This window comes from Prochlorococcus sp. MIT 1304 (assembly GCF_047305015.1).
In the GTDB taxonomy this organism is placed as follows: Bacteria; Cyanobacteriota; Cyanobacteriia; order PCC-6307; family Cyanobiaceae; genus Prochlorococcus_A; species Prochlorococcus_A marinus_E.
Window position 1 is genome coordinate 1,090,675 of record NZ_CP138974.1, and the last position, 19,889, is coordinate 1,110,563.

General features: G+C 31.2%; 22 protein-coding genes, 1 tRNA gene and 1 pseudogene. 9 read left to right on the top strand and 15 right to left on the bottom strand.

Annotation, left to right across the window (positions count from 1 at the left end; all coding sequences use genetic code 11):
* A pseudogene (gene stpA / locus SIB45_RS06070) lies at window positions 1–1,222 on the bottom strand (glucosylglycerol 3-phosphatase).
* Between the two features lie 154 nt (window positions 1,223–1,376).
* On the opposite strand from stpA, the gene SIB45_RS06075 reads away from it, so the two are divergent.
* From SIB45_RS06075 to SIB45_RS06090, 4 genes are all read left to right on the top strand, one after another.
* Window positions 1,377–2,885 (top strand): hypothetical protein, encoded by a 1,509-nt coding sequence (locus SIB45_RS06075; protein WP_041484750.1) that lies wholly within the window; start codon window positions 1,377–1,379, stop codon window positions 2,883–2,885.
* A 93-nt stretch (window positions 2,886–2,978) separates the two neighbouring features.
* Window positions 2,979–3,638: a hypothetical protein gene (locus tag SIB45_RS06080; RefSeq protein WP_011862657.1), complete on the top strand. Its 660-nt coding sequence runs from the start codon at window positions 2,979–2,981 to the stop codon at window positions 3,636–3,638.
* A gap of 72 nt (window positions 3,639–3,710) precedes the next feature.
* Window positions 3,711–5,039 (top strand): O-acetylhomoserine aminocarboxypropyltransferase/cysteine synthase family protein, encoded by a 1,329-nt coding sequence (locus SIB45_RS06085; protein ID WP_011862658.1) that lies wholly within the window; start codon window positions 3,711–3,713, stop codon window positions 5,037–5,039.
* A gap of 13 nt (window positions 5,040–5,052) precedes the next feature.
* On the top strand, window positions 5,053–5,943 hold the full coding sequence (locus SIB45_RS06090) for a homoserine O-succinyltransferase (RefSeq protein ID WP_041484751.1): 891 nt from the start codon (window positions 5,053–5,055) through the stop codon (window positions 5,941–5,943).
* Window positions 5,944–5,948: 5 nt separating this feature from the next.
* Here SIB45_RS06090 and SIB45_RS06095 read toward each other — a convergent pair whose 3' ends face one another.
* Both SIB45_RS06095 and SIB45_RS06100 read right to left on the bottom strand, forming a co-directional pair.
* Window positions 5,949–7,514, bottom strand: a complete 1,566-nt coding sequence (locus SIB45_RS06095; RefSeq protein ID WP_011862660.1) for a SulP family inorganic anion transporter — start codon at window positions 7,512–7,514, stop codon at window positions 5,949–5,951.
* Window positions 7,515–7,544: 30 nt separating this feature from the next.
* Window positions 7,545–8,825 (bottom strand): FAD-binding protein, encoded by a 1,281-nt coding sequence (locus SIB45_RS06100; protein ID WP_011862661.1) that lies wholly within the window; start codon window positions 8,823–8,825, stop codon window positions 7,545–7,547.
* Here SIB45_RS06100 and SIB45_RS06105 point away from each other — a divergent pair.
* Both SIB45_RS06105 and SIB45_RS06110 read left to right on the top strand, forming a co-directional pair.
* Window positions 8,792–9,997: a sirohydrochlorin chelatase gene (locus SIB45_RS06105; RefSeq protein WP_011862662.1), complete on the top strand. Its 1,206-nt coding sequence runs from the start codon at window positions 8,792–8,794 to the stop codon at window positions 9,995–9,997. The two genes, SIB45_RS06100 and SIB45_RS06105, sit on opposite strands and share 34 nt — an antisense overlap.
* A 379-nt stretch (window positions 9,998–10,376) precedes the next feature.
* Entirely contained in the window at window positions 10,377–10,634 is a 258-nt protein-coding gene (locus SIB45_RS06110) for a DUF2811 domain-containing protein (protein ID WP_011862663.1), read from the top strand.
* Here the strand turns inward: SIB45_RS06110 and SIB45_RS06115 are convergent.
* Window positions 10,621–12,261, bottom strand: a complete 1,641-nt coding sequence (locus tag SIB45_RS06115) for a GMC oxidoreductase (RefSeq protein ID WP_011862664.1) — start codon at window positions 12,259–12,261, stop codon at window positions 10,621–10,623. The genes SIB45_RS06110 and SIB45_RS06115 overlap by 14 nt on opposite strands.
* A 107-nt stretch (window positions 12,262–12,368) precedes the next feature.
* On the opposite strand from SIB45_RS06115, the gene SIB45_RS06120 reads away from it, so the two are divergent.
* The gene (locus SIB45_RS06120) at window positions 12,369–12,842 is read left to right on the top strand and encodes a pentapeptide repeat-containing protein (RefSeq protein WP_011862665.1); all 474 of its coding nucleotides are present in this window, start codon (window positions 12,369–12,371) and stop codon (window positions 12,840–12,842) included.
* A gap of 2 nt (window positions 12,843–12,844) precedes the next feature.
* Here the strand turns inward: SIB45_RS06120 and SIB45_RS06125 are convergent, their stop codons facing one another.
* The 3 genes from SIB45_RS06125 to gloA all read right to left on the bottom strand — a co-directional run bounded on the left by SIB45_RS06125 (window position 12,845) and on the right by gloA (window position 14,393).
* Window positions 12,845–13,237, bottom strand: a complete 393-nt coding sequence (locus tag SIB45_RS06125) for a hypothetical protein (protein ID WP_011862666.1) — start codon at window positions 13,235–13,237, stop codon at window positions 12,845–12,847.
* A gap of 2 nt (window positions 13,238–13,239) precedes the next feature.
* Window positions 13,240–13,737, bottom strand: a complete 498-nt coding sequence (locus tag SIB45_RS06130; protein WP_011862667.1) for a VHS domain-containing protein — start codon at window positions 13,735–13,737, stop codon at window positions 13,240–13,242.
* Between the two features lie 266 nt (window positions 13,738–14,003).
* Window positions 14,004–14,393, bottom strand: coding sequence for a lactoylglutathione lyase (gene gloA, locus SIB45_RS06135; RefSeq protein ID WP_011862668.1), 390 nt, complete (start codon window positions 14,391–14,393; stop codon window positions 14,004–14,006).
* A gap of 133 nt (window positions 14,394–14,526) precedes the next feature.
* Here gloA and SIB45_RS06140 point away from each other — a divergent pair, with 133 nt between their 5' ends.
* Complete coding sequence (locus SIB45_RS06140) at window positions 14,527–14,961, top strand: Tic20 family protein (RefSeq protein WP_011862669.1); 435 nt, start codon at window positions 14,527–14,529, stop codon at window positions 14,959–14,961.
* 27 nt (window positions 14,962–14,988) lie between these two features.
* Here the strand turns inward: SIB45_RS06140 and SIB45_RS06145 are convergent, their stop codons facing one another.
* From SIB45_RS06145 to SIB45_RS06180, 8 genes are all read right to left on the bottom strand, one after another.
* Entirely contained in the window at window positions 14,989–15,318 is a 330-nt protein-coding gene (locus SIB45_RS06145) for a hypothetical protein (RefSeq protein ID WP_011862670.1), read from the bottom strand.
* Between the two features lie 7 nt (window positions 15,319–15,325).
* A complete protein-coding gene (locus tag SIB45_RS06150; protein ID WP_011862671.1) occupies window positions 15,326–15,910 on the bottom strand; it encodes a hypothetical protein in 585 nt (194 codons plus the stop codon).
* Window positions 15,911–15,966: 56 nt separating this feature from the next.
* A complete protein-coding gene (locus SIB45_RS06155) occupies window positions 15,967–16,167 on the bottom strand; it encodes a hypothetical protein (protein WP_011862672.1) in 201 nt (66 codons plus the stop codon).
* Window positions 16,168–16,393: 226 nt separating this feature from the next.
* Window positions 16,394–16,873 (bottom strand): hypothetical protein, encoded by a 480-nt coding sequence (locus tag SIB45_RS06160; RefSeq protein ID WP_041484672.1) that lies wholly within the window; start codon window positions 16,871–16,873, stop codon window positions 16,394–16,396.
* A gap of 26 nt (window positions 16,874–16,899) precedes the next feature.
* Window positions 16,900–17,283, bottom strand: coding sequence for a hypothetical protein (locus tag SIB45_RS06165; protein WP_011862674.1), 384 nt, complete (start codon window positions 17,281–17,283; stop codon window positions 16,900–16,902).
* Window positions 17,283–17,879: a hypothetical protein gene (locus SIB45_RS06170; protein WP_011862675.1), complete on the bottom strand. Its 597-nt coding sequence runs from the start codon at window positions 17,877–17,879 to the stop codon at window positions 17,283–17,285. Before SIB45_RS06170 ends, SIB45_RS06165 begins: the two co-directional genes overlap by 1 nt.
* Window positions 17,876–18,406 carry a hypothetical protein gene (locus SIB45_RS06175; protein ID WP_011862676.1) on the bottom strand — a complete coding sequence of 177 codons (531 nt, stop codon included), beginning with the start codon at window positions 18,404–18,406 and terminating at the stop codon, window positions 17,876–17,878. Before SIB45_RS06175 ends, SIB45_RS06170 begins: the two co-directional genes overlap by 4 nt.
* 219 nt (window positions 18,407–18,625) lie before the next feature.
* Window positions 18,626–18,712: transfer RNA gene (locus tag SIB45_RS06180), tRNA-Ser, on the bottom strand.
* Window positions 18,713–19,074: 362 nt separating this feature from the next.
* Here SIB45_RS06180 and SIB45_RS06185 point away from each other — a divergent pair.
* Window positions 19,075–19,878 (top strand): prepilin peptidase, encoded by an 804-nt coding sequence (locus SIB45_RS06185; protein ID WP_011862677.1) that lies wholly within the window; start codon window positions 19,075–19,077, stop codon window positions 19,876–19,878.
* Window positions 19,879–19,889 lie beyond the last annotated feature (11 nt).

The following is a 19,889-nucleotide window of genomic DNA, read 5'->3' on the forward strand; positions in this document are numbered from 1 at the left end:
TCAACTATTTTTTTTAAAGTTTGACCTCTCATTAGCAAGTTCAATAAACCAACTTATGTATTCTTTGGGACCATTTTTAAAAACTATGTCAAATTTTAAGTTGTCATGAACATCACTAATCCCTTTGAAACCAGTTTTTTTTGTAGAGGGTCTTTCAACTTCACCAGAACTACTATCTACAAAAATTATTTTATTCTTAATCCCAAATTCATTACCTAATATTTGTATTAATTCTAGAAAAGACCTGTCACTTCCTCCTCTTGAATAACTTTTTTCATCATTATTTTTTTTTGATGTGACTGTATCACCAACTCCAACAATCAAAGGCATATCTTCTTTTTGAATAGTTCTTTTGCATAAATCAATTTTTCCCACAACAGAATTTGGAGAGTTTCTAAAGTTAAAATTTCTTCCAAAAGGAGCTTTACCAGTTTTATCCGCAATAAATTTATTTAAAAGAAATAAAACTCCAGAATCTTTAACTGCTCCTTTAATAAGTAATTGTATGTCTGTTGATCCGATATCATCTTGAGAGGAAAGTTTAATTGTTTCTCTACCATTTTTATTACCTAAATTTGGTGAAATATGAAGGAAAAATGAGTTTTTGAGGCCTTCGGATTCAGCTTTTAAAATGATTTCATTCATCATTTTTTCAAAACTAATTTGAATAAGCTTTCTTTTATCAGAATCTTCATGAACTAAATCAAATAGACTATTGAAATTAATCGTTGGCGAGAAGCGTGTTTCACATATCGATTTTACTGCGTGAAAATTGATATCATCTTGGCTAAGTTCAGGAAAAATATTCTTAACTATATAATTAAATTTTGGTCTAATTAAACTAGGTACTTTAGATAAAAAACTTAGTTCTTTTTCTGAGACTCCTTCAAAACTTATTTCACCATTACTGTCTTGATACTCTACTCCACAGGCAGCTAAACCTCTTAAATATAGTTCTTTGTTTTTAGGCTCAGTAGTGCTCCTTAAACTCCTCTCTATTATTCTGTTAACTCCTCTTGGACCTTCATGTTCCCCGCAAGTTAATACAAAGAATTCCTCGGCAAATTCTTTTACTGCATAGATATATTTTGATTCTAATTCTCTATTCATTGGATCTTTAACTAAAGGGATACAAACTCCGTCAATGTCTTGAATAAATAAGATATTTTTAGAAGAAATTAATTGTTTTTTTTTCATTTAAATTACTTACCATATATTCCATATTTATTATTATTTTCTTTTAATTTTCACTCATAAATTATAAATTAAAAAACTGAATTTTTTCAATAAATAATTTGCTATGGTCAAAAATTGCTTTAATGTAGAAAAATATTGGTATGGGTAAGAAATTAAAAAATTATCAAGAGTTTCCAAAAATGAAGAATAATTTCGTAGAAAACATCAAAGATGAAAAATATTTTTATTCATTGATTGAAGATGTAGAGAATAGCAAAGTTGGATTTTACAGTGTTGGTTTATATCCTGCATCACTAGCATACAACTGTGCTATGCATGGAAAATCAAATAATATTCTCTTGGCTCCTAGGGAAGATAGAGATTTGTTAGGTGCTTTCTCGAAAGATGTTATTTCTGGTATGGATAATGAGATTATTGAAAAGATTAAGAGAATGGGAAATTATTCTTCAGAGGGAAAAATAAAGTCTTTTGATCTAAATGATCTTCTATTGAAATGTGAGATAGTTATTCTTGCTTCAAATAGTAATCACATACAAGATGATGTTAAAAATGCTTTAGAACTCAGAAAAAATTTAAAAAGGGAAAATGTGGTCCTTGGCTGTCTAGTCGGTTCTTTTTGTATTGATAATAAAAATAAAAACCCTTTTATTCTTTGTAATAAATATCCAAATTTAGCTTTTTTTACAGGGTTTCATCGTCACGGAGCTTTAAGAAATCCTAATGATAGTTTTACTGCAAATTTCTGCCATCCTAATGCGCTAACAGCATTAATAGGCGCACGCATTTTGAATCAATTATCACCGAAAATTCAAGTTTCTCCTGGTGTTCACAATATTGAATGTCAATATATAAAATCAATAAAAAATATCTCATCAATTTTTGCAGGTTTTGTAAATAACTTTCATTCCGATAAGCCAGGAATGCTTCCTACCATTAATACGATTTTGTTAACTCAATGTTTAGACCAGGCCGCATCAGTATCAATAAAAGTTAGAAAAAAAAATAAATTAGAGAATAAATATCTTTCATTAAAAGAACTTGGTTATGGTGAAGAAATAATTAGTGCAAGGGAAATAAATAATGAAAAATTTTGTGAAAAAGGAGATTATACTTTTTCTCAATTAAATGCTGTTAAGGCTGATGTCTTAGGAAGTATGACTCTACCAACTGAAGGAAAACCAACACGGAATTTTCAAGCAGGACAAGTTTTATCAGATATGCTTTTGCAACTCAACAGATGTCCAAAAGATGTCTCAGAATTTGTAAATTGGTGTAATAAATACTCTCTCAGTCAAGGAGGATTAGAAGGTCTAAAATCTTTAAAATTTTGGCCAGACATTTATAAAGAATTCAAAATTAAAAATAACAATTGTTCAATGATTAATCTGATTTATTTATGCTTTAATGCTAATTCAGAAGAAAAAAAAGAAATTTATAAGGTTTTAATTAGTTCAGAAGAAATAACTAATTTTTGCCAAGAATCTGTGAAATCAGAATTATCTTTCGAACTAAATGAAAAATTAAAAGGAGATTATCTTTTTGATGATATTGAAAACTTTTATAAGAAATTATTTACTAACAAAGAGCAAAACGCCCTTAAAACAAATAAATATAGTAATCAAATTTCTAAAAAAAATCCTAGTTATATCAATGTATTGAAAATTATTAATAAATATTTTAATAATTGATTATTTTTATAATTTGCTAGAAAGTAAAGTTCTTAATTTATTTACTAATCTTGATTGCAGGGTTAGAATTACTATGGTTTAAAAAGGTTTTTTTTGAAAAAGGAATTAACTCATCGTTCTCATGAACTTAAAGCTCTTGGTTGGAATCAAGAAGACTTAACAAGATACGAAGATTTGTGGGAATACAGTCAAAGATGGGGATTAATAAATTTAGAAAGAGAAGACAGACAGTTTTTAAAGAAGGCAGAAAAGTTACTCCCAAAGATCCAAAATAAAAAGATATCCGTTAAAAAAACTATTGAAGAAAAATCTTATTATCAATGGTTAAATTTTTACCTCGATGAAATTAATACTTTTAGTAATTCTAATCTCCCAAAAAAGAAATATGGTGTTTGGACACTCTTAATTGAAGAGGAAATAAAACTTCTTAAGGAATTACAACCAGTTATGGGTCTTCCTGATACTTTAAAAGCTAAGAATCTATTCGAAAATAGAAAAGAGCTTATAAATAAAGCTTTTAGCGAATTTGATGCTAAGAACAATGATAAGTGTTTCAATTTTGATGAGGTTCTTAACAACTCTGAAAAAGATGTAGGTAAGAATTGGAAGTCAATTACTGAAAAAGATCCTGAGGCTAATAAAACTTTTCCAATAATTGATTCTGCCAATATTGAGAAACTCAGATCTGTGATAAAAGAGGATTTGAGTTTATATATGAAAGATAATTACCCCTCATTAAAAAAGGATTTATAAATATTTATCTTTTTTTTGTTTTTTTTTGGAACTTTTTTGAGTTAAATAGATAATAGGATCATTTAAAAAATTTTGAGCAACCAAAAATTCGAGACGCTTCAGTTACATGCAGGCCAAGTGCCTGATCCAACTACAAATTCTAGAGCAGTTCCCATTTATCAAACTAGTTCCTATGTTTTTGATAATGCCGAGCATGGCGCGAATCTTTTTGGATTAAAAGAATTTGGAAATATTTATACTCGACTTATGAATCCCACCACAGATGTCTTTGAAAAAAGGATGGCAGCTTTGGAGGGAGGGATGGCAGCACTTGCAACATCCTCAGGGCAAGCTGCTCAATTCTTAGCAATCGTGAACTGCATGACAGCGGGGGATAATTTTGTCTCTACATCTTTTCTATATGGTGGGACCTACAATCAATTCAAAGTACAATTTCCAAGATTAGGAATAGAAGTTAAATTTGCAGATGGTGATAGTATAGATAGTTTTAGAAATAAAATTGATGATAAAACAAAAGCAATATATGTCGAATCAATGGGAAATCCTAGGTTCAATATTCCAGATTTTGAGGGACTCTCTGCTTTGGCGAAGGAAAATGGAATTCCTCTAATAGTGGATAATACCCTTGGTGCTGGTGGTGCTTTAATAAGACCAATTGATTTTGGAGCCGATGTTGTTGTAGAGAGTGCAACGAAATGGATTGGTGGACATGGAACAAGCATCGGTGGGGTTATTGTCGATGCAGGAACCTTTGATTGGGGAAATGGTAAATTCCCTCTAATGAGTCAGCCAAGCGCTGCTTATCATGGACTCGTTCATTGGGACGCATTTGGTTTCGGTAGTGATATCTGCAAATCTTTGGGAGTACCTGATAATAGAAATATAGCTTTTGCTTTGAGAGCAAGACTTGAATGCCTTAGAGACTGGGGATCAGCTCAAAGTCCTTTTAATTCGTTTTTGCTTTTGCAGGGTTTGGAAACTCTAAGCTTAAGGATAGAAAGACAAACTTCTAATGCTCTTGAATTAGCAAAATGGTTAGATTCTAATTCTAATGTAAGTAGTGTTAATTATCCTGGCCTAGAATCTGATCCATATTACTCAAGTGCCAAAAAATATACTACTGGAAGGGGAATGGGTTGCATGCTTATGTTCTCTCTTAATGGAGGTTATGAAAATGCAGTAAAATTTATTGATTCCTTAAAATTAGCGAGTCACCTTGCTAATGTAGGTGATTCAAAAACTTTAGTAATTCATCCGGCTTCAACTACTCATCAGCAATTATCTGAAGAAGAACAATTATCTGCAGGCGTTACCCCCACGATGGTAAGAGTTTCTGTAGGAATTGAACATATTGATGATATTAAAGCCGATTTCGAACAAGCACTTTCACAAATCACATAGGAAAGGAGATTTATTGGCTTTAATAATTCCTGGTAATTATCACAAGATTAGTGATGTTGAGAAAAATCATATATCTTGGATCGAACCAGAATTGGCAAAAAGACAGGATATACGTCCTCTTAGGATTGGTATTTTGAATATTATGCCTCTTGGTAAGCAGTATGAATTTAACTTGCTACATCCACTTGGTTTATCTCCTCTTCAAATAGAGCCTGTTTGGATAAAGCTTAAAACTCACTCTTATAAGACATGGGATCTTAATCATCTAAATAATCTATACGTTACTTGGGAAGAAGCAAATAATCCAGAACCGTTAGACGGAATCATAATTACTGGGGCACCTATTGAGCACTTAGCCTTTGAGGATGTTAATTATTGGGATGAATTTGTGAAAATTGTAAATGAAGCTAGAACTTCTTGTGCGAGTACTCTTGGATTATGTTGGGCGGGCTTTGCTCTGGCTTATTTGGCAGGAGTTGATAAGCAAGTTTTTGATAGGAAATTATTTGGGGTATTCCCTTTAAAAAGTCTTGTTCCAGGACACCCTTTGATGGGTACACAAGATGATGAATTTATATGTCCTCAAAGTAGATTTGCAGGATTACCAGATTTAGAAATGGAGAAGGCCCAAAAAGAAGGGAAATTGAATTTGTTGGCTTATGGAGAAAACGTCGGATATACAATATTTGAATCTATTGATCAAAAACAACTTATGCATTTAGGTCATCCTGAATATACGGTGCATAGAATTATTAGTGAAATTGAAAGAGACAAAGAAAAGGGAGATGTTCCTCCTCCTAAAAATTTTGATCCAAATAGTTCAAAAACCGCTTGGAGATCGCATAGGAATTTGCTTTTTCAGCAATGGCTTTGGTTTTGTTATCAACAAGTTAGTCTTAATTAACTTTCTTAATGAGCACTTTCAATACCGCCTAGTCTTTCAAATAAGTTAAGACTTTCTTTATTTAATCCTACAATTTCAACTTTAGAACCACCATTCTGGAACTTCCTTATAATTTGCTCGAGAGCAATAACGCCACTTTGATCCCAAATATGAGCTAAAGACATATCAATTACGATATTTTCAGGATGTTCATAAATATCAAATCCTTGTAAGAAATAAATTTTACTTACAAAAAATAATTGTCCTTTTACTTTGTAGGTAGTCAAATTATTTTCTTTAGATCTTGAAATAGTTATAACTTTTGCTACTTTTCTGCTGAAAAGAATTGCAGCTAAAGCAACTCCTGCAATAACTCCAAGTGCAAGATTATGAGGTTTTGTCAGCATTGTAACTGCAAAAGTCATAAGCATTACTGCAGTATCACTTTTAGGTATCTTTCTAATATTTTTTAATCCATTTATATCTGCTGTACTTATTGCGATGGTTATCATGATTGCTACTAAAGCTGCCATTGGTATTGCTCCAATCCAAGACTTCAAGAGGATAATCATTATTAGTAGAGATATACCTGAGGAGAGAGTTGATAATCTAGATTTACCACCATTTTCAGTATTCATAACAGATTGCCCAACTAGGGCACATCCAGCCATTCCACCAAATAAGGATGCCACAATATTTGCGATTCCCTGTCCTCTTGCTTCTTTATTTTTATTAGAACTTGTATCAGTTACATCGTCTAAAATGTCTTGAGTTAAAAAGGTTTCCATTAAACCCACGAGAGATATTGCAAGTGAAGTCGGTAAAATAATTCCTAATGTTTCAAGACTAAAAGGTACTTTTCCATTTTCTATTGATCCAAAAGGAAGAGAAATACTTGGTAATCCATCAGGTAATTTACCCAAATCGCCTACTGTTGGGACATCTAGATTCAAGAATATGCTTATGAGAGTAATTACTACTATCGCGATAAGTTGAGATGGGACTACTTTTGTGATTTTTGGAAGCCCATAGATAATTATTAATCCTAGGATTACAAGAATCCAAACTACTGGGATCTGAGAGTTAACTGGATATTGACTCAAAGTTTGTTCAATTAATCCTTTTGATTCTTTAATACCTATTCCTAACTGAGGTAGTTGTGCCTGAAATATTAAAAGCGCCAATGCATTTACAAATCCACTTAATACTCCCGTTGGCACGAATCGCATTTGGTAGGCAAGTCTTAAATATCCCCAAAGAATTTGGAAAATTCCAGTTAATATTCCAGCTGCAATAAGATATGGGACTCCTAATCCAGGAGCTTGTGATTCTCCATAAGCAACAAGTCCAGTCATCAAAAGAGCTGTTGAACCTGTAGCTGAAGTGATCATCCCCCTTCTTCCTCCAACAATCGCAATTGTTATAGATAAGCAAAATGCACCAAAAAGGCCAACTTTAGGATCTACACCAGCTATCCCTGAAAAAGCAATTGCTTCTGGGATCATTGCAAAAGCAACTACTAAGCCAGAAAGAATATTTGACTTTGGATCATCTAACCAATTTTTAGATAAATATCTTGAGAAATTTGACATTTTAAGTTTATTTATAATTAAGAAGTTACCTCATAAAGGAGGCAAAATACCTTGTGGGTCAAAAATATTCTTTAAAGTTTTTAATTCATTCATTCTGTTTCCAAAAGCTAATCTAATTTCTTCCTCATGAGAATCCAAATGATTATGCAATTGGGCTAAGTGAATATTTGGATAAAACCTTTTTAGCTTGCTCCACGATTTATAAATCCATTCCAGAGCGACTTCTTTTTCTTGAAGATCATTTTTTTTCCATGATGCATATATCCATGGTTTCCAAGTGCTTTTTCTATGAACAAAAAAGCTTGAGCCATGATTTAACTTTTTAGTTTTGCAACCTAATTGTTGAGAAGCAACATAACAGGAATTATTAGGTTTATTTTCCATTATTTCGTCCATACATCTTATGAAAATTGGGATATCATTTTTTAAATCTTCTCCAAGAAGACTAATTACCTCAGAATGGTTATTTGCATTCAGCTCATACAAATTCAATTCCTTTGGGTAGAAATTTATTTTGTTAAAGTTCTCATAAATTTGTTTTTCTAGAGAAGGAAATTTGTCAAGAAGCATTAGGTATTTTTCTGTTTTTTTATCCTCTAAATTATTTTTGAGTTCAGCAAAAATATATATATAAATTTTTTGGGCATAAATCCATTGAAGACTAATATTTTCTGGGAATTCCTCTGATAGTTTTATTATTTCTGTAAGTTCATTTAGATTTACAAATCCTTCAATAACCTTAATTGAATTAGATTGGATAGTCTTAAGTTCTATTTCGGTAATAATTGAAAAGAAGGGTGCTGCGCCTTTAATTCCTTCCCAAATCAATTGTTCTTCATTATTTATTTGATTTTTTTTTAAAGAAATAAATGTGCCATTACCCAAGAAACCTTTTATTGATTCAATATTATCAATGGCTAATCCGTAGGTTCTACTGAGCGGGCTTACTCCACCAGTAAGTATATAGCCTGCTCCAGGTAGTTTAGAAAGTCCGATTGGAAAACTTCGATTATGTTTTTGTAAATAATTTAATAGATCCCCCATTATTACACCACCTCCAATTGTTACTAAATTGGTTTTTCTATCTAGATGAATTTTGCTGTGATTTTTTCTTAGATCAAGAGTTGTAAAACCATTTTTTGCACAGCTAGAAGTTGTACCTCCACTACACACGCAAAGGTGCTCGAATTTTTCGTAAGAATAGTTATCCTCATTAAATAAGGATTCATCCACGTCATAAATTAATTTCTTTAATTTTGCATCCTTTGAGTTGATATTTGGAACTTCAAGCAAGTTATTATTATTTTTCACTACAAGATATTGTTCTTTACTATTATGGTATAAGTAATAATTTGAATTTGGATAATTTAGATTTGAAGTTAAATAATCAAGTCGCGATACTTATCTGTGGACATGGGAGTAGAAATAAACTAGCCATTACTGAATTTCAAGAATTAACTAATTTCATCCAAAAAAGATATCCAAACTTTTTAGTTGAACATGGTTTCTTGGAATTTGCTAAACCTTCGATTGTTGATGCTTTAGACAAGTTAAAAGATCTTTCTATAAAAAAAGTAATTGCAATACCAGCAATGCTTTTCGCTGCTGGCCATGTAAAAAATGATATACCTAGCCTGCTTATGAATTATTCAAGTAAAACAGGAATTGAAATAATTTATGGAAGAGAACTAGGTATTAATAATTTAATGATTAGTGCAGCTTGTGAAAGAGTAAAGGATGTATTTAGACAAAATAATAATCTAAAACCTGTAGAATCATTATTAGTTGTTGTGGGTAGAGGCTCTTCTGACCCAGATGCGAATTCCAATGTTTCAAAAATAACGAGAATGATCGTAGAGGGTATTGGTTTAGGGTGGGGGGAAACAGTTTTTTCTGGAGTAACTTTCCCCCTTGTTGAACCTGGCTTGAAAAATGTTGTAAGACTTGGTTATAAAAATATAATTATTTTCCCTTATTTCCTTTTCTCAGGTGTCCTTGTTACAAGAATAAAAAGGCAAAGTGATTTAGTTGCGATTAATAATCCAAATATTTCATTTATACATGCAAAATATCTTTCGTCACAGTCTTATGTGGTCGACACTTTTGTAGAAAGGATCGAAGAGATTCTTAATAACGAAGGTAATAATTTTATGAATTGCTCAACTTGTAAATATAGATCAAATTTATTTGGCTTTGAAAAAGAAGTTGGAATGGTCCAAGAAAGTCATCATGACCATGTAGAGGGCTTGGGTATCAGCTGTGAATTATGTGATCCTGAATGTAATGGTGCTTGTGAAATACAAAATCAAATCCCAACTAATAATCAAGAAAAATCAGACAAAGGAGGAGGTGATTGCTTAGAACATGAACATGTAGAGGCTCATCAACACGAACATAATCACCATCACCATCACCATAGTATTTATCCAAATTCAAAACACCCTTTAGGCCCTGTCACGCTTCGCTTGCCTAATAAAGACTAAATCTTAAGAAAATCCGTTGAAATTAATGAATCACCTGTCTCTTTCTCGACTTAGTCTTAATAGACTCAGTATATATAAGTATTATTAATATATAATCGTCAAAGTATTTTAAGCTAGATTTTCCACAATTTGCAGGTTGTTTTCCACGTCCAAATCCACACTGGACTAGAAATGGCAGTATTTTTCAAAAAAAACAGGACTTCAACATTATTGTTGACTTTTTTTTAAGAACTATTCAATTTCCTTATTTGAAAAAGAGGTTTTTTAAAAACCTACTTATAACATGAGTCTTATTTGATAATTTGAAAAGTTTACCTGAAGATTATTGTTGATATTTTTAGAGAAAAATATCATTATTGTTGATGTAGAAAATAAATTTATGGATCAAATCAGCCAAACAAATTTAACTGATAAGAAACTCGTAGAGTGCTCTTCAAATAAAGTCTCATTAGAAACAGAGCTTTCAGAAACTCTTTATAACACGATGAAAGATTTCGTATTAAGTAACCCGACTTGGGATCAATATAAGCTTATAAATTCAGCATTAGCTACTTTTCTCGTTCAAAACGGTTGTACAGATAATTCTGTCTCAGAAATTTATTTAAATCAATTATTTACACCCTCTAAGTCTTTTTAATATTTAAACAGGCTCTTCTACTCAAGGCCATCATTGTAAGTGTGGGGCTTTGCCAAGATGATGTGGGCCAGCATGCTCCATCTAGTACCAGTACATTCTTACATCTCCACAATCTATTAAATTTATCAACTACGCTATTTTCTTCATTTAACCCCATCGGTGCTCCCCCTACCTCATGAATATAATATCCAGGAGGAGGAGGACTATCTGAAAGTGCTATCAAATTTTTTGTAAATAAACTCCCTAGTGGAATATTCATTAGTTCATCAATATTTTTTATTTTCCCATTTGCAGCTTTGACTGATCTTTGTATTGTTTTTTCCATATGTTTTGCCATATTTAACTCATTCTCGCTCCATTCGAATTCAATGTAGGGAATTGGTATTCCCCATTCATCTGTTTTTCTTGAGAGAGAAACTGAGTTTTTCTCTCTTGGAAGGACTTCACCATGGGCGATAAGAAAGCCAATGGATTTGTTTACGTCTTTTTGTAAAAATTTAGGTATCCCTAATCTATCAATTGCCCCCCAGATCCCATAACCTCTATGGAAATTTATGTCATCAATTTCTGGCAAATTTGAACCAAAAGGAATAAAGAAGCTGCCTGCTCCAGAAAGATCGGGAGGATTATCTAGTGATTTATCTGAGTTTTTTGCTTTTGGGACTGAAAAAAATCTACATATAGATATGTGATCCATTAGATATTTACCTAATTTCCCAGAATTATCTTTAAACCCTGAGGAATTTGATTTGTATTCTGAGTTTAATAGTATTCTCAATGTTGAAATTGTTGATGCGCAAAGAAGAATCAAATCACAATCCAATACTTCTTTGTATCCATTTTCTAGGTTTACAATCGTTAGTTTTGAGGCAAGCTCTGTTATCTTGTTAATCTCAAAAGACTCCACTAGGTAATTAGAGATTATTTGTACATTTCCAGTATCTAAAGCTTTTTTAAAAGAGCTTCCTAAGCTAGAGGACTTGGGCCAATTTTTTTCTTTTACAGATGAATTACGGTCAAATCCTCTTGATTGGATAAATGGATAGTTTAATTTTGATTTAACTTTGCTGCCAAAAACATTTTCGTTTTCTGTAAGAGGAATCTCACCAATATATTTACCGTTTGGGACCTCCTTGATATCATCTTTTCGGCCATAAATTCCGCAGAAATTTTCAATAAAATCATAGTGCGGGGAGATTTCTTCGTACGAGATAGGCCAGTTTGGCCCGAATCCGTCTTTTTTAGCTGGATGAAAGTCTTCTGAGGAAAGTCTTAAAGTTATGCCTCCCCAGGTTAATGATCTCCCCCCAAATTGTTTACCTTGTGTCCAAAGAAATGGCTTTTTTTTTGGGAAGTCATAAGGATGCTTCAATTCATTTGAATATAAGTCAGGATTATTTTTCCAATAACCAGGATGTTGGCACTGATTGGCATTTTTTTTTGTTATTAGTCCTGATAATCTTTTTAATGTACTTTTTGGCTCATGATTACTAGCTTCATCCCTTTTAACTTGAGGCCCTGCTTCTATTACTAAAACTTTGATCCCTTGTTCTGCCAATGTAAGTGCTGCTATTCCTCCTGTAGCTCCAGAACCAACAACAATTGCATCATAAGGACTTATATCCAAAACCTATTTCGTGATTTGCTATTTCAATAAATATAGCATTCAGTAAATAATTAATTTTTAGATTTCAGCTTAAGAAGTTAGAATTTATTGAAATACTACCCAAACAAATGAGATTTATAATTTTAACTTTTTTAATAGTTGTTTTAACCCTCCCTTCTAGAAGCTTCGCTGCGCTGGATTATGGTAAACAATCTTTGGTAGGGGCTGATTTTTCTGGATCTGATTTAAAAGGAGCAACTTTCTATTTGACTGATTTACAAGACGCAAATTTGTCAGGTTGTGAGCTCCAAAATGCGACTCTTTATGGAGCAAAATTGAAAGATACTAATTTAAGTAACTCCAACTTAAGAGAAGTAACTTTAGACTCGGCTGTTTTAGATGGAACAGATTTATCAAATACTAACTTGGAGGATTCTTTTGCTTATAGTACTCAGTTTGAAAATGTAAAAATACAAGGCGCAGACTTCACAAATGTTTTTTTGCCAAAAGATATTATTAAGAAATTTTGTGAAAGTGCTACTGGAACTAATCCATTTACAAATAGAGAAACCAGAGAAACCTTAGAGTGCGATTACATTTAAATTTATGCATATATAAGTTCTTTTTTAATTTTTCTTTGTTTATAAAGTGATCTCCCAACAGGCCAACCTAAAATAGATAAATGTCTCATTAAAGAGCTTGAGTATTTGAAATAAAAATTGTCTGAATATTTGATGCCAATTTCACTTAGAGTGGTTATTAATAAAAATAGATCTTTCTTTTTGCCTTTTTTCATATCCAATAATATCAATGGCCCACTTGATAATTTTTTTTCTACAACCTTATCATTTTCAGCAAAACCAATTATAAGTGAATTTAATGCATCAGAATAAAGAGTATAAATTATTCCATCTTTAGATTTATCTAAAGATGTATCTACATTAAATCTTGATGATATTAATGTTCTGTATCCTTTAATGATTTTTCTGTTATTCATAATTATTTGATTTCATCCTGAGCTAATTCGTATTTCTCCAATAGATTGTTTACTTCTGCTAGTGCAATCCTCTTTTGACAGGCCGAGTCATATCTATTTACTGCTATTGAAGGTATTGAACCTTTGCTTTTCATTTCCCTTATACCAGTTTCTAAACATTGAAAAGCAACACTTGATAGATCTCTTCCTTCTGCTGCGGCCCAAACTTTCAAAAGATAAGTAAGATTTGAAGGCACTGAGATCTGAACTTTGTTTGAATTTGAAGTATTTAATGCAATATCATCGAGACTAATTTCTTTAGAGGAAATAGTTTCTTTAACCTTTTTCTTCAAAAATTTTACTTGGCTTATAGCGTTCTCTTTATTCTTTATTTTTTGTTCTATTTCAAATAACTCTTCTTCAGAATTAATTAAAGCTTCTAATGCCCATTTAGCATCATCTTTCGCAACCGCGGTTCTATCAAGCCATTCATCTCTTATTTTTGACCAATTACTAGGCATAAACTTTATAAGCTAATTCTATGATATATAAATCTATATAGATTGTCTATATATTCTAAATAGAATAAGTATAGATTGTTTAAAGTTTTAATTTTATTTTTAATAATTCCTCCTCTTAGAAATAATCTTTTACAATAAATGAAACTGCAGAATCCTTCCAATGTGATCTTAGAAGTATTTTTTCGCTAATTGATAACTTTATATTTGATAATTCAGACTTTTTAAATTTTAGTTATTTGTTTATTTAATTAAAAACTTCTGAGCTTTTAATCTCTTTCAATAAGTTCAATTTTATAACCATCAGGATCCTCAACAAAAGCCAAGACAGTAGTACTATTTTTCATTGTTTTAGGTTTAGTTGTTATTTTACAACCATTTTTTTCTAATCCTTGGCAAATTAGATGAATATCTTTTACTCCAATAGCTATATGACCATATTTATCTCCAAGCTCATAGTCTTCAGATTTTTTGTCCCAGTTATAAGTTAATTCAATTACTGAGTTTTCTTTTTCTGAGCCATAACCAACAAATGCCAAAGTGAATTTTCCATGAGGGTAATCCTTTTTTCGCAATAAATTCATTCCTAATCTATTGACGTAGAAATCAATGGATTTATCTAAATCTCCAACCCTCAACATTGTGTGTAGGATACGCATTTTGAATAATAAACCTGAATCAATTATCTAATATTTAACAACCATCTGCCAAAGTTGATTTTTTCGAAAGTAAGTCTTTTTATTAAGTTCAAAAAATTAGGTTAAAATATGAATACGAAATTTCAATAATATATTGAATCAGATATTCCAAAGACTCTCATCAGTATTTTTGTATACTTTGCCATTAAAGGCATCAATACCTTTTGGATATTATTTGTTCTATAAATATTCATTTTTAAAAATACTATTATTACTAACTTTTCCGATAGCAATAATTGAAAAATCTTTGCCTTTTGGTAGTTTTTTATTATTTATAATTTTGTTTGCTGGAATAGTAAGAAATCCAAATGTTTCCTATTTCGTAAGATATAACGCATGCCAAGCATTACTTATTGATATTGCTTTGATAATAATTTCATATCTCTTGAGAATATTTCCCATAGTTGAATTAGGCTCAATAATTTTTATATTTACACTATGTATTTTTATTTATTCTATTTCTCAATGTATTTATGGAGTTGAACCTGAAATACCCTTAATTAGTAAATCTGTAAGAATGCAAATTTAAAAAGATTTATAGATTTACTGACTTTCTTCAGCACTCATTCAGAATAGATTCCCATCTTTGTTGACTTGCCTTTATTGCTTGCATTGGTGGATTAGCTCCCTCTATTTCAAAGGCTTTAATTAATGATTTATTAGCTAATAGCCCTAATCTTGCTGCCTCTCTTTGCCTAGAGCATACTTTTTTTCTTGATCCCTCTTTTAGGTTATTTTCGATTTCTTTAAGAATCTGGCTAGCTTCATTCGATTTAGAATAAAAATCATTCATGTAAACATCAAGTGCAGTATCAGCAAAGTTTTCAACTGGAGTGATTATTGTGACTAAGTACACTATAAAACTTGCAAATAAAAATATTTTCATAAGAATTTTAAGTAAATTTTTTGTCCGATCTCTTCAATACTAAATAAAAGGTAAGAACGCTAATTGTTCCAGATGGGCCTATTAAAATATGCCAAAATTGATCGCCACTAATCGAGAGCCTTGTGCCAAAGAAAGTCGTAAAAATAATACCAAATATTGGGTAAAGAATAAAAAGCCAATCTTTAAAAACTCTTTGCCAATTAATAATTAGAAGGATACTTATTATTACTTGAAAAAGGAGAGCAATAGTTTTATCAAATAAAAAATATGAGATTATTGAACATAAAGATATGCAAAAATTAGTTTTTTGAATAATTCTATTTTTTAAAACTGATATTGATAAAAATGTTAGACCTAAAGATAGGAAAGAATAAAATAACCAATTAAATAAAGAGGAATGATCTACATAAATCCATGATGTTTGGGTATGATCTATCATTTCAGAAATCGAAGCCAATCCTAAAAAAATAAAACCGAAAGGTATTAATTCGTTCTTGTGAATGTGTTTGAAATTATTGATCGATCTTATTCCTAATAATATTGGGATGATTGCCGCCTGAAAATGGGCTAATAATAAAATTGAAAAAAACAAAATAAATTCTCAAACTCAATTCATCTGAAATTTAAATATAAAAAATCATTTTCAGGTTATCTCAGTAGGGATAGATACCATTGCCCGATTACTATGATCAATATTGTAAGAACAAAAGGGAAAGCAGGATATCTTGTCTGAAAATTAGCTGGAGGCCAAGGAGACCAAGATATTAATCTACCTTGAGGTTCATTTGAAATAATTTTTTTGTTCGATTTTTTGGATATTAGATTATCTGTGGCAAATCCTTTATTCATAGTCCAAATAAAAGATATCTTAACAAAGACGTACCAAAAGGGCGTTTTATTATTCGGTTGAATTTCAGTTTCGTTTTATTAAGGACGGAGGGGGTGTGATTTTCATTCAGCCCTAATGATTGTCTATGACTGCCTATGGCGATATTTTTTGAATTAGATCAACTAAATCCCCCAGTAAATCCCCCAGTAGATTTTCCCTTTATTTTTGAAAGATTTAAGCGTTTCATTAGTATCCAAATACATCATCACATTTATTTTTTGGGAGATCAAAATGATGAGTGTGCCAAAACTTTTTAATTTTAACTTCAAAAGAATCAGTATTTTTAATGATCTTATTTCTTTTTAGTTTCTTTGTAATTTCCTTCAAGAGAACAAGCATTCTTGTTTCTGTTTCTTCCCTTGTTAATGGATCTCTGTATATAGAGGCTCTTATATTCTTTTTCTTTAACAAAAATTCATTGCAGTACTTAGTGTAAAGTTTTGATCTTTTTTTTGAGATTGAGTCTTTAATTCTCTTCTCTTCATTTTCAAGTCTTATCTTTTTCTCTTTTTTTTCTCGTTGGACCTTTCTTTCTTTTAGGCAAGCTTTATATGATAGCTTTGCACTAAATTCATTTCTTTCAAAAGAAGCTACATCTCTACAATATTTCTTATCTTCCTCATATGCCCCCCAGGCGAATAAATTAATAGGAAAAAGAGCCTGCATTGTTAAAAGGGTAATGACTAATAAATTTATCCGCATTGCTTATCTTCTCCAGTTATGCAGTATCTTTTTGACTCACTATTCAGACGTTGTTGACAGGCAATTGTCATTAATGGCTTAACTGTTCCTTGCCCAAAGAATTTGTTTTGATAGTGATAACAAATACTCCCTCTTGCTTTTCTCCATTCTTCCCAAAGTTGGTCATTATTTAATTCTTTTTTTAATTCCCAATCTGACTTTAGTAATCTCTCTACCTCACATCTTGTATATTCTGGAGTGGATCCAGTCTCTACACATTCAAATGGATAGTTTTCAAAGTAACTTTCTTTCCACCTTTCAAAATCTTTATCCTCAGCATTTACCTCTATAGGTAAAGCGAAAGCAGCTAGCAGTGAGAGTAGTAAGTATTTCATTAATTACATCTAGGTTTATTCTTCCATACAGGAGAATCACAATTTATATTTCCTTTCTTTCCTTTTTTTGTGGATTCTAAAGACCAATCTTCTATTAGATCGTTATCGTAAGGATTTAGATTTTTGTCTCTACCGTGAGTATCTTGTGGACCTTGGCTGTTTGGGAAACGGTAATTAGGTATAGGCTTTGCATCTTGTGACTTAAAACGAACAATTGCTTTTCCAAAATCTCTACCTGCTTTTTTATTTGAAAAAAGGAAAAGAGCAATTTTCTCATTATTATTAGATGAAAGATATCTTATGTAGTAATAATATTCTGCGGGCTGAGAACTCCAACCTGCATAACCTTCTGTCTCTCTTCTTACCGATATGAATTGGGATCTATCTATTCCTCCTTGTCCTTCTACCCACATTGAGCGACCCTGAAATCTTACGCGGCATTTATTTTTTATTTGTCGACACCAAGCATCGTGATAACTTTTTGGTCCACCAGACTCTATATCCTCTCTAAAGTCTGCATCTCCAAAATCAGATTTTACTGGAAGCACTATTGAGCTAGATACTAATAATAATAATAAAATAGATTTTTTAATCATCTTGCATCAATACACATCGTAAAGAAAAAACGATTTCTACCTGCAAAGCCATCACTAGACTCAAGTTCTAATTCTGCTTCTTGGCATCTTTCCATACTTTTAAAAGGTATTTTATGAATTGCATTACCTCCCTGACTGACGCTGGATCGCATTACGAGCCATATATTTGCATCTGAATTAATTGAAGAATCTAAGGTTTTCAAAGCTTCTTCCCTTGCATTTTTTAAATCAATTAAAGCGTTATCTTTATTAGCTTTTAATTCATTTATGCTACCTAATCTTAACGAGTCTAATTCTTTCAAAAGGTCAGATTTTGTTGATTTGATTTCGTTTAAAGTTTCTTTTCTTTCTTTTTTTAATTCGATTAATGTCTTGGATATTTCAGACTCTGCATCAGTTTGTTTTTTAAGAGTACTCCAAACTTGACTTGATGCTAAAACAACAATTCCCAAAGTTCCAATGACAGAAAGAGCCTTGTAAAAAAAATTATTTGACATTAGATCTATAAAAAGACGCTTATTGCCCATATCTTAGTTCGACCTTAAGATCGAATTCAATCCCCCAGTAATTTTTAACAAATCCCACAGTAAATCCCCCAGTAAATGATTGACTCTATCTGATTGTTTATGGAGGTCTATGACAAGGCTAAGTTTCTATAATCTTTTAAATTTGGCTTTATATCTAGGTTTAAAATAATTCTGTCTGCCTGTGGTGGAATATGACACCCTATGCAGGTTTTCTAAATACGGAGGGGGTGGGATTCGAACCCACGGTGCCCTTGCAGACACGCTAGTTTTCAAGACTAGAGCCTTAAACCACTCGACCACCCCTCCAGGCAAAAATATTTAAATTTTGACTTTTTAATTATATCAAAAGAAGGTTGAATTTCTGGAAAAACATGAACTCATTCTTGTTATAAAAATCTTCAAAAATTTTAATAATTTGGATTTTATTAGTTGTTTGATTTTTTAGGCAACTTTAAAAATAAAAAAAGTTTGATATTGATTAATTGCCTATGAAGTAAAAACCAAAATGATCGTGTCACATAATCATTTTTTTATTGGCAATTAATTAACAAAATTGGCAACAAAACTAAAACATCAGTTGAGACATTAATTTGTTATTTACAAATAAAAATAGTAGAATTTTTTGAGTTTATTTCTAAAGCTTTCAGCTTCACTATAAGGATTATCAAGTGGAAATAATATTGATATATTTGTTTGTAATTGGTTGTTGTATAGGAAGCTTTGTAAATGTAGTAATTTATAGATTACCTTTAAATCAATCAATAGTTTATCCCAATAGTAGATGTCCGAAATGTAATTCAAGAATTAAATGGTTTGATAATATACCAATAATAAGTTGGCTTTTATTAAGAGGTAAATGCAGAGCTTGTAAGAATAAAATAGCTTTTTTTTACCCTAGTATTGAATTATTTATAGGCATTTTATTTTGTCTTAATCTATACTCTCAGCCAACAATTTATAGTCAACAACCTACAAATTTAATTATATTTTTGGGATGTATTTTTAGTGTAATTTTATTTACCTTAGCAATATTAGATTTTAAATATTTTTGGCTTCCGCAAGTTCTTACTTCAGGAGGTTTTGTTTCAGGAATAATTACCTCTTTATATATTGATCTTAGCAATGATCTCTATCAATTTAATTATGTAATTTATACATTACTTGCTTCTTTATTAGGTTTTACATTTTTTAATTTATTAAGTCGTATAGGTAAAAAAATTTATAATAAACCCGTAATTGGAGGAGGGGATGCGAAACTAGGTGCCATGATTGGTTCTTGGTTAGGTATACAGGGATTATTTATATCTATATGGTTAGCATTTATATCGGCTGGTATTTTTGTGATTGTAGGTTTAATTTTTAAAAAAATAAAAAGGAATCAAAAAATACCTTTTGGGATTTTTTTAGCTTTGTCTGGATTGCTTGTTTGGTACTTTGGCAATGAGATATTTTTAGATATATTATTTTTATAAATTATACAAGG

Coding starts and splice junctions, on each gene's coding strand:
- SIB45_RS06145 (WP_011862670.1), bottom strand. CDS start 15,318: ATGAAAATATTTTTATTTGCAAGTTTTATAGTGTACTTAGTCACAATA.
- SIB45_RS06175 (WP_011862676.1), bottom strand. CDS start 18,406: ATGGGCAATAAGCGTCTTTTTATAGATCTAATGTCAAATAATTTTTTT.
- SIB45_RS06120 (WP_011862665.1), top strand. CDS start 12,369: ATGAGATTTATAATTTTAACTTTTTTAATAGTTGTTTTAACCCTCCCT.
- SIB45_RS06165 (WP_011862674.1), bottom strand. CDS start 17,283: ATGAAATACTTACTACTCTCACTGCTAGCTGCTTTCGCTTTACCTATA.
- SIB45_RS06110 (WP_011862663.1), top strand. CDS start 10,377: ATGGATCAAATCAGCCAAACAAATTTAACTGATAAGAAACTCGTAGAG.
- gloA (WP_011862668.1), bottom strand. CDS start 14,393: ATGCGTATCCTACACACAATGTTGAGGGTTGGAGATTTAGATAAATCC.
- SIB45_RS06160 (WP_041484672.1), bottom strand. CDS start 16,873: ATGCAGGCTCTTTTTCCTATTAATTTATTCGCCTGGGGGGCATATGAG.
- SIB45_RS06095 (WP_011862660.1), bottom strand. CDS start 7,514: ATGTCAAATTTCTCAAGATATTTATCTAAAAATTGGTTAGATGATCCA.
- SIB45_RS06130 (WP_011862667.1), bottom strand. CDS start 13,737: ATGCCTAGTAATTGGTCAAAAATAAGAGATGAATGGCTTGATAGAACC.
- SIB45_RS06125 (WP_011862666.1), bottom strand. CDS start 13,237: ATGAATAACAGAAAAATCATTAAAGGATACAGAACATTAATATCATCA.
- SIB45_RS06155 (WP_011862672.1), bottom strand. CDS start 16,167: ATGAATAAAGGATTTGCCACAGATAATCTAATATCCAAAAAATCGAAC.
- SIB45_RS06170 (WP_011862675.1), bottom strand. CDS start 17,879: ATGATTAAAAAATCTATTTTATTATTATTATTAGTATCTAGCTCAATA.
- SIB45_RS06075 (WP_041484750.1), top strand. CDS start 1,377: ATGAAGAATAATTTCGTAGAAAACATCAAAGATGAAAAATATTTTTAT.